At 62.1% G+C, this 8972-nt stretch carries 7 protein-coding genes; 2 read left to right on the top strand and 5 right to left on the bottom strand.

What is annotated here, in order from left to right; all coding sequences use genetic code 11:
- A partial coding sequence (locus ATN84_RS12820; RefSeq protein ID WP_201026369.1) for a BID domain-containing protein occupies positions 1-2613 on the top strand: 2613 nt, incomplete at its 5' end.
- Positions 2614-2664: 51 nt separating this feature from the next.
- Here ATN84_RS12820 and ATN84_RS26065 read toward each other — a convergent pair.
- The gene (locus ATN84_RS26065) at positions 2665-2829 is read right to left on the bottom strand and encodes a type IV toxin-antitoxin system AbiEi family antitoxin domain-containing protein (RefSeq protein ID WP_082766272.1); all 165 of its coding nucleotides are present in this window, start codon (positions 2827-2829) and stop codon (positions 2665-2667) included.
- 286 nt (positions 2830-3115) lie between these two features.
- Here ATN84_RS26065 and ATN84_RS12815 point away from each other — a divergent pair, with 286 nt between their 5' ends.
- Positions 3116-3676 carry a GNAT family N-acetyltransferase gene (locus tag ATN84_RS12815; RefSeq protein ID WP_068882061.1) on the top strand — a complete coding sequence of 187 codons (561 nt, stop codon included), beginning with the start codon at positions 3116-3118 and terminating at the stop codon, positions 3674-3676.
- A gap of 111 nt (positions 3677-3787) precedes the next feature.
- On the opposite strand, the gene ATN84_RS12810 is transcribed toward ATN84_RS12815, so the two are convergent.
- The 4 genes from ATN84_RS12810 to ATN84_RS12795 all read right to left on the bottom strand — a co-directional run.
- Positions 3788-5041 (bottom strand): DUF5996 family protein, encoded by a 1254-nt coding sequence (locus tag ATN84_RS12810; RefSeq protein WP_068882060.1) that lies wholly within the window; start codon positions 5039-5041, stop codon positions 3788-3790.
- 97 nt (positions 5042-5138) lie between these two features.
- Positions 5139-6074, bottom strand: coding sequence for a pirin family protein (locus ATN84_RS12805; RefSeq protein ID WP_068882062.1), 936 nt, complete (start codon positions 6072-6074; stop codon positions 5139-5141).
- Between the two features lie 259 nt (positions 6075-6333).
- A complete protein-coding gene (locus tag ATN84_RS12800; protein WP_068882059.1) occupies positions 6334-7227 on the bottom strand; it encodes a LysR family transcriptional regulator in 894 nt (297 codons plus the stop codon).
- An 846-nt stretch (positions 7228-8073) separates the two neighbouring features.
- A partial coding sequence (locus ATN84_RS12795) for a substrate-binding domain-containing protein (RefSeq protein ID WP_068882058.1) occupies positions 8074-8972 on the bottom strand: 899 nt, incomplete at its 5' end.

The following is an 8972-nucleotide window of genomic DNA, read 5'->3' as shown; positions in this document are numbered from 1 at the left end:
GATCAGCGGGCCGGTATAGCGCAGCGCCGTCGGTACGACGTTGCTTGTGGTTTTGTAGCCATGCTCGGCACCGTCGTGTCCACCGGTGGCAAACGGGGCGACGTCTTGCTGTCAGTTCGCCTCGACAATGGCCGTGATGTCGTGATCAGCGAAGACAGTTATCGCAATGTCGATCACGGCTATGCCGCGACGATCCACAAGTCGCAAGGAGCGACCGTCAATCGAACCTTCGTGCTCGCCACCGGCATGATGGACCAGCACCTGACCTATGTGGCGATGACCCGGCATCGCGAGCGCGCCGATCTCTATGCCGCGAAGGTGGATTTCGAACCAAAACCCGAATGGGGACGAAGGCCACGCGTCGATCATGCCGCCGGCGTGACCGGCGAGCTCGTGGGTACCGGGCAAACCAGGTTCCGACCCCATGACGAGGATGCGAAGGAAAGCCCCTATGCCGACATCAGGACGGATGATGGAATCGTCCATCGCCTCTGGGGCGTAAGTCTGCCGAAAGCGATCGAGGAGGCGGGCGTCTCGGAGGGCGATATGGTCACCCTTCGCAAGGATGGCGTCGAGAAGGTCAAGGTGACCGTGCCCCTCATTGACGGGGAAACGGGTGAAAAGCGTTACGAAGAACGGGAAGTCGACCGAAACGTCTGGACAGCCAGACAGATTGAGACCGCCGACGCCCGGCGAGCGCGTATCGAGCGAGAAAGCCACCGGCCGGAACTCTTCAAGCAGCTCGTGGAGAGACTGTCGCGATCCGGCGCCAAGACCACGACGCTCGATTTCGAGAGCGAGGCGGGATACCAGGCGCATGCACATGACTTCGCGCGGCGACGCGGCATCGATACTTTCGCCGAGGTCGTGGCCGGGATGGAGAAAGGGGTTTTCCGGCGGCTGGCTTGGCTTGCCGCGAAGAGGGAGAAGGTGGAGAAGCTCCGGGAACGGGCCAATGTAGCACTCGGCTTTGCGATCGAGCGAGAGCGGCGCGTTTCGTATAGTGAGGATCGGATGGAAACGCTTGCGCAGGAAAATCCGGCCAACCGACATTATCTAATCCCGCCCACCACGCAGTTCACCCGGAGCGTTGATGAGGATGCCCGCCTTATGCAGCTTTCTTCACCGCGGTGGAAGGAACGGGAAGAAATCCTGCGACCGTTGCTTGAAAGGATTTACCACGATCCAGATGCGGCGCTTGTCAGCCTTAACGCACTCGCCTCGGATACCACCATCGAACCTCGCGCGCTCGCCCGCGATCTCGACAACACACCGAACCGGCTCGGCCGCCTGCGCGGGTCTGACAATATGGTCAACGGCCGAGCGGCGCGTAATGAACGTGCTTCAGCAGCGGCGGCATTGGAGGATTTGCGGCCGCTGGTCCGGGCGCACGCGACCGAGTTCCGCCGGAACGCTGAACGGTTCCGCGAGCGTGAGCGGATACGCCGCGCCCATATGGCCCTGTCGATCCCGGCGCTCTCGAAGCAGGCGATGGCGCGTCTCGTCGAAATCGAGGCGGTGCGCAAGCAAGGTGGTGACGATGCCTGGAAGACGGCCTTTGCCTTTGCCGCCGAAGATCGCTTGTTCGTTCAGGAGGTGAAGGCGGTGAGTGATGCATTGACGGCCCGCTTCGGCTGGAGTGCCTTCACCGCGAAGGCCGATGCGATCGCCAGGCGCAACGTGGCCGAACGCATGCCGGAAGATCTCATGGATGAACGGTTCGGGAAGCTTACGCGGCTTTTCGAGGTCGTGCGTCGTTTCACCGAGCAACAGCATCTCGCCGAGAGAAAGGACCGCTCGAAGATCGTTGCCGGCGCAAGTGTTGAGTTCGGGACGGAGGCAAAAGCCGCGTTGCCGATGCTTGCCGCCGTAACGGAGTTCAAAACACCGGTGGATGATGAAGCACGCCCACGAGCACTTGCCGCCCCGCATTACGGTCACGATCGTGCTGCTCTCGCCCGGACCGCTACACGTATCTGGCGCGATCCAGCCGGCGCCGTCGACAGAATGGAGAAATTGATCGTCAGGGGCTTCGCGGTTGAGCGGATCGCGGCGGCCGTGGCCAACGACCCCGCTGCATATGGTGCGCTGCGCGGCTCCGGACGTCTGATGGATCGTATGCTCGCCTCCGGCCGGGAACGGAAGGAGGCTTTGCAGGCCGTCCCAGAGGCGGCCGTCTGTCTGCGCTCGCTCGGTGCGGCTTATGTCAGCGCCTTCGACGCGGAGCATCGGGCCATCACGGAAGAGCGCCGCCGCATGGCGGTCGCCATTCCCGGACTGTCGCAGGTCGCCGAAGACGCCCTGCGCCGGCTGGCATCTGAGATGAAGAAGAAGGGCGGCAAGCTCCACGTGGCCGTCGGTTCGCTCGATCCCGCCGTCGGCCAGGAGTTCGCCACGGTCAGCAGGGCGCTCGACGAGCGCTTCGGCCGCAACGCCATCCTGCGCGGTGAGAAGGATATCATCAATCGCGTGCCGCTGGCGCAGCGGCGCGCTTTTGAGGCGATGCACGAGCGGCTGAAAGCGTTGCAGCGGGCCGTTCGCATGCAGGCAAGCCAGCAAATCGTATCACAGCGTCAGCAGCGCATCATCGATCGCGCGCGTGGCGTCACATAAATCGTCATCAATGCAACTACGTGGCATTCGCCGAGCGTGCAGCGATTGTGATCACCATTGTTGGCGGGAATGGTTCTTGCCGCCCTTCACCAGCGCGCGATCGCCCATATCCAGCATGAAATTCCCGGGATTGAGCCGTTCTCGCCAGGAAGGTTTGGGGCGGTGGGCAAAGACAAGGAATAGGCGCTTGACCCTGATTTGCAGACATTCAAACACGTCACTTGTCGGCTACAGTCATTTGTTCTGATCTGTAGTGGTTACCCCACCCAAAGATGTTCACTCCCATAGCGGGTCGACGCCAGCCGCATCCGAGGTAATATGTTTGAACGTCCATGCCCGAAGGCCAGCATGAACCGAAGTGAATTCGGGACCGCTGAGCCAGCGGCAACCGGTATCGCTCCCACGCCATCTGGGTTAGGATACGCTACCGAGAACGGGCGCGGGCGCCTCGTCGGGCCACCTACGTCAGGAGGGCAGTGTGAAATCGCCGACAGTGAGAGTCATGGCCGCGGCCGATGAAGATCTAGCGGTCGAAACGATCGTGCTGGCGTTCGCGGCGGATCCCATGGCGCGATGGACCTGGCCGCATGCACACCAGTACCTTGCGGCCATGCCGCGAATGATCCGGGCGTTCGGGAGCAGCGCATTCTCCAACGGAAGCGCCTTTTGCACCGACGGCTATGCCGGGACGGCGCTGTGGCTATCGCCCGGGGTGCATTCCGACGAGGAAGGGCTTGGTGCGGTGCTCGAGAGCACGGTTGCGCGCTCTCTTGCCCCCGAAACCACGGCCATATTCGAGCAGATGGCGACCTACCACCCGACCGAACCCCATTGGTACCTGCCCCTGATCGGCGTCGACCCGGCGCATCAAGGCGAAGGTCACGGCGACGCCTTGATGGCGTACGCACTCGCACGGTGCGATCGCGATCACGCGCCCGCCTATCTGGAATCCTCGAATCCACGCAACATCCCGTTCTACCGACGCCACGGCTTCGAACCGCTCGGCGCGATCCAGGCCGGTTCCTCGCCGACGCTCGTCCCGATGCTGCGGCGGCCGCGTTGAGCTTCAGTTCCAGAGATAGGTTGGGGCATATGCGCGCGGAGCGGGGCGGCCCGGCCGCGAAACGAAAAAGGAACGGGCCGGCGAGACCCTTTGCCGCCGGAAAGCCAGCCCTTATGACCGAGGAAGCACATCCTGCCATTCCGGATGACGATCGATCTGCGCTTTTGCGAACGGACAAAGGGGAATGATATTGATCCTTTCGCGTCGCGCATCCTCGACTGCCTGTCGCACCATTCGCTCTCCGACCTTGCGGCCACGCAAGGCTGCTGGCACTTCCGTGTGATCGATGATGATCAACCCGTCGCCGGCCCGGCTATAGGTCATCTCGGCTTCGACGCCGTCGACGACCATCCGGTAGCGCCCCTTCGATGCGCCATCCTCGCGTTCGACCTTTTCGTCGGTCGATGAAGGCGCGATCTTCGACAACTCGGCGTCAGCAGGTCGCGCCCGACCCGGCCGCCCCTGGATACACTCCAGCAAATCGCGGTCCCACCCTCCCAGATTGGCCGCGGCCTCATAGGTTGAGACAAGAAACGCCATAAGGGCATCGTCGGGGTTGGCCGCCGACTGCACGGCCTCATAGGGCAGGATGAACTCTGACAAGCCGTCATGCCAGAATGCGGCATCGGGCCGGACCGGCGCGCTGCGGTAGCCGTTCGGCGTCGGATAGGCGTAGGCGTAGAAGGCGGGATAATCGATGCCACCGCCGCCCGGCCAGAAGCCCGCCGAGGAGACCTCGCGGTCATAGGCTTCCTGCGTCACGTCGTCCGGCAATGCCGGAATGCCGCCCGGATGGAGAGGAGCACGCCTCCCTGAGAAGCGGGTGACGGCGAGATCGAGCGCGCCCCAGAACAGGTGAACAGGACTGGATTTGCCGAGAAAGGAGGTCCGGAACCGATTGAATACCCTGTCGATCGCGACCAACGCGTGATGAAAGCGTTGAACGGCTTCCCGATCATAGGGCCGTTCGCGATGATCCTCGCTGAACGGCACCGGATTGGGCACCTCGTTGGGCTGGCCGTTGAAGGCCGGCGTACCGCCAAGTTCCGAGATCAAGCTGACGAAATTGGCGTGGAACGCCGCGACCGTGGTCGGCCCGAGCGCGAACGACGCCCTGCGGCCCTCGCCGCACGTGCCCACGACCAGGTGTTCCCGAAGGTCGAACAGGATCTCGATGCCGGGGCCGTCGGGGATCGGCGAGGATGTCAGGCCGGTAGGTGTGACATAGAAGGTCGCGTTCCAGGAATGGTTGAGCCACGGGGCATGAGCCAGCCGATACTTGCCGGCGACCTGCAAGTACAGATGCAGTGCGGAACACGTCTCGCGCCAAACGAGGTAGTCGAGGTGGGGCCACTTGTTGCTCATTCTGCTTTCTCCATTCAGAACATACCTGACAGGCGACGTCGTTCATGTCGTCCTCGACCGCCCGCGCCGTGTCTGGCGATCACCTTATCAGCACCGGTCAGTCCGGAAGAGGAATATGCTCATTCCGGTCGTCGACCGGGAGATCGAAGCGCCCCTTGCCCCAGTTCTCAGCACGCCATTCGGCTTTGGCCGCTTCGATGCGCTCCTGCGAAGACGCGACGAAGTTCCACCAGATATAGCGGGGGCCCGGAAACGTCGCGCCGCCGAGAATCATCAGGCGCGCGCCTCTGTCGCCGGCCGCGATGGTGATCCTGTCGCCGGGACGGAAGACCATCATCCGACCTGCCTCGAAATCCTGGCCGGCGATCGAGATCGAGCCTTCGACGATGTAGATGGCCCGATCCTCGTGATCGTGTGGCATCGGCAACCGGCTCCCCACGTCGAGCTTCACGTCGGCGTAGAACATCTGCGAGTACATCTGCGCGGGGGCCTTTTCGCCGTAGGCCTCCCCGAGGATGAGCCGTACCGAGACGCCGCGATCCTCGATCACCGGCAGGGCCTCCTTGCCGTGATGCTCGAACATGGGCGCCATGTCCTCGTGGCGGTCGGGCAGCGCGACCCAGGTCTGTATCCCGAACAGGCCGTTCGGACCGCTTCGCGCGGCCGAGGAGGTGCGTTCTGAATGGGTCACGCCGCGCCCGGCGACCATCCAGTTCAGCTCGCCGGGACGGATGATCTGGTCGGCCCCGGTGCTGTCCCGGTGATGGAAGTCGCCGCGATAGAGGTAGGTGACGGTGCCCAGTCCGATATGCGGGTGCGGTCGCACATCTACGCCTTGGCCGGTCAGCAGCTCCGCCGGGCCGGCCTGATCGAAGAAGATGAACGGTCCGACCATCTGCCGCCTGGGTGCGGGCAGGGCGCGCCGAACCTCAAAGCCGCCAAGGTCCCGGGAACGCGGAATAATGAGCGTTTCGATTGCGTCGAGGCCAACCTCATCGGGACAGCCCGGTTCGATTGCTGGGTTCCAACTCATGCGGTTCATCCTCTTCCGGATTGTCAGACGGCCTCATCCCGGTTGATCCAGACAACTGGTTCGTATCGGTTTGTATCATGCGCGGTGTCGGCCGGGTACCGCCTCCCGACCTAGCAAGCGGTCATCTCGGCAACTAGCCCCGCGATACGCTCAACTGTGTCGCGATAGGTGGAACGCCGAGGCATGCCGGCGAGGTCCGCAGGACGTTTGGGCGACCGTCGAATGCTTGGCTGGCCCCAGGCTTCGCGGTATCCGTTCTTCACCGATCAAGTCCCCAGAGGTGGGGATTATTTTCGAAATGCTCGATCAGCATATCGGTGAGTGCTCTTATCTTCCGTGCCGGATGCTGACCCGGCGGGCGAACGACATAGGCGGCCGCTGGCGGTGGCGGATAGCTTGTCATGATCGGAACGAGCGCTCCGGAGGTCACGTAGTCATACGTGATGCAATCGGGAAGCCAGGCGACGCCGAGCCCTGCCGCCGCGGCGGCGGCAAGCGCCGTAGCGTTGTCGGCCTTGAACCTGCCCTGCGGCTGAACCGTGACAATCTTGTCGCCATCCATGAACTGCCAGGTTTCCGTTCCCTGCATGAGGGCCTGATGGTCGACGAGCTCATCTGGCGTCTGGGGTGAGCCGTGCGTTTTGATATAATCCCGACTTGCGACAAGCTTTCCATAGATCGGTCCGATGCGCTTCGCGATCAGGTTGGAGTCCTGAAGGTAACCAACCCGGATCGCACAGTCGAAACCCTCCGCGATAAGGTCGACGAAGCGATCGCTGTAGGAGGTATGGATCTGGAGCCGGGGATGCTGATGCGCCATTTCCGCAAGCACGGGGGCGAAGTGGGTCGGGCCGAAAGAAAGCGGCATGGCAACCCTCAGGCGGCCGCGCAGCTCACCGGTCGGGAGGATCGTTTCCCTGGCCGTGTCGATCTCGGCGCTGGCTCGGGCCGCATGTTCCCTGAACGTGATCCCCGCTTCCGTAAGCGCGGCGCCGCGGGTCGTTCTTGCAAGAAGCTGGACGCCAAGCTCCGCTTCGATCCGGAAAAGCCGCCGACTGACGATTGACTTGGAGACGCCGAGCCGGCGCGCGGCAGCCGATATACCTCCTGCATCGGCCACTGCGACGAATGTCTGTAGATCTTCGATGTCCAATTTGGTGTTCCTCGTTTCGCGACACAGCCTGTCGGACTTTGACACTATTGCGCCATCGAAGGGAACGGCAAATTGCGTTCCGGGGAACGTCGCCTGCTGGCGCATGTCTCCCGTGAACCCATCACCACCCATAGCGGTAGAGAAAGGAAGTCCTAGTACCCCTCGTAACGGCCTCGTTTCGCTTCTTCGTCCCGAGGATTCGGTCCTCGTTCTGATCGATCCCCAGCCTTATCAACTCGCAAATCCCAACAGTCACGATCCGCACATGGAGGTCAGCCGCTGGGCGCGGCTTTTGTCAGGGAGGATTGAGTTTGTGGCGGTTACGACAGCCCGGGGCCGACCAGGGATGGGCCAGCATACGTCCGCTGGCTTCTCCGATGGGGCTGAATGCCTCGAGCTCACGCGAGTTCGGCCGCGGAACATGAACAAACGCGTCGGCTTGCAAATGGCCGATCGAGCGGCTTCTGACCCCTTTCAGAGTAGGGGCGATTGTCGATTTTTCATGGCTCAAGGAAGCCGGCGATGGAAACGCCAAGGGTGGTGACATCCGCAAACACCGCAATGAGGTGTTTCGCCTCCTTCAGCTTTTAACGCAGGAAAAAAGATCGACGTCGCGGAACCGCTGAGGCCAGATCCGCGCGCCCATGCCGAGCGAGTAGAGGCTTTGGAGGATTTCGACCTTGTGACATTTCAGGTACCAATTGGCCTCGCCACAGCGCTGGCTCTCATCGGGATTCCATATCAGCCGTAAATCCACGCGTAGGCTTCGAAACCGACCACGGCAATTCCATCATGAGATATGGGCGCCCAAAGGCGCCCAATGTCCTTCAGGTAGTGTGTTTTGGTCTACTTGCTACCACCCCAGGCTTGCGGGTAGTTTGGCATGTCTTCGCAGCCGCACATCGCGTAATGCAGCGGCGGCATCTTGTCGTTGATGTAATCGTCCAGCGTCTCCTGGGTAATAGCGGGCTGCGGCAGCACCCACTCCGGACCCGGAACAGCTTCACCCTTGAGGATACTCATGGCCGCGATGATTGGCGTGCGCCATTGATAGGTTGGGTAAGTTGGAGCAATCGCCTTCATGCCGAGCGCGCGCCACTTCTGCAGAAAATCCTGCTGATCCTCGCCCACGAACACCGGAATGTCGTATCCTCCATCCTCGAAGGCTTCGACCGCGGCGACCGCGGTTGCACCCGCGTCCATCCACACGGCGTCGATCTTGCCGCGCTGAAGATAGTCTTCCACAATCGACTTGGTCTTGGCGTTGTCGCCGTCGGTGAACTCGGCGCCGACAATGTTCAGGCCAGCGTCGTCAAGGATACGACGTCCCGCGGAGTAACGCGTTTCCAGAACATCCACGCCCGGCAGGATACGCAGCATCAGTACGTTTGAACCCGACTCCACATTGTCGGCAATAAACCGCGCGCCCTGGATACCGAAGCCGTAGCCGCCAATGGGATGAATGAAAGTTACAGGGCAGTCGGTCTGCACACCACGGTCGAAGACGATCACGGGCAGCTTCTCGCAGGCTGCCTCCATGGCGGGTGTCAGCGCCGCCGTCGTGTTTGGCGAGACAATCAGGATATCGCAATTGCCGCTGGCCAGCAGATCGGCAATATCGGCGATCTGCTTATCGTCCGATCCTTCGGCGTCGACATGCACGAAGTTGCCGATCTCTGAATGGAGCGCCACTTCCTGCGTCATGTTGGTGAAACCCACCACACGCCACGGATTGTTCACGCCCG

The organism is Paramesorhizobium deserti, assembly GCF_001558695.1.
Classification (GTDB): domain Bacteria; phylum Pseudomonadota; class Alphaproteobacteria; order Rhizobiales; family Rhizobiaceae; genus Paramesorhizobium; species Paramesorhizobium deserti.
The sequence above is the reverse complement of the archived record's forward strand: the minus strand, read 5'-3'. Positions and strand labels throughout refer to the sequence as shown.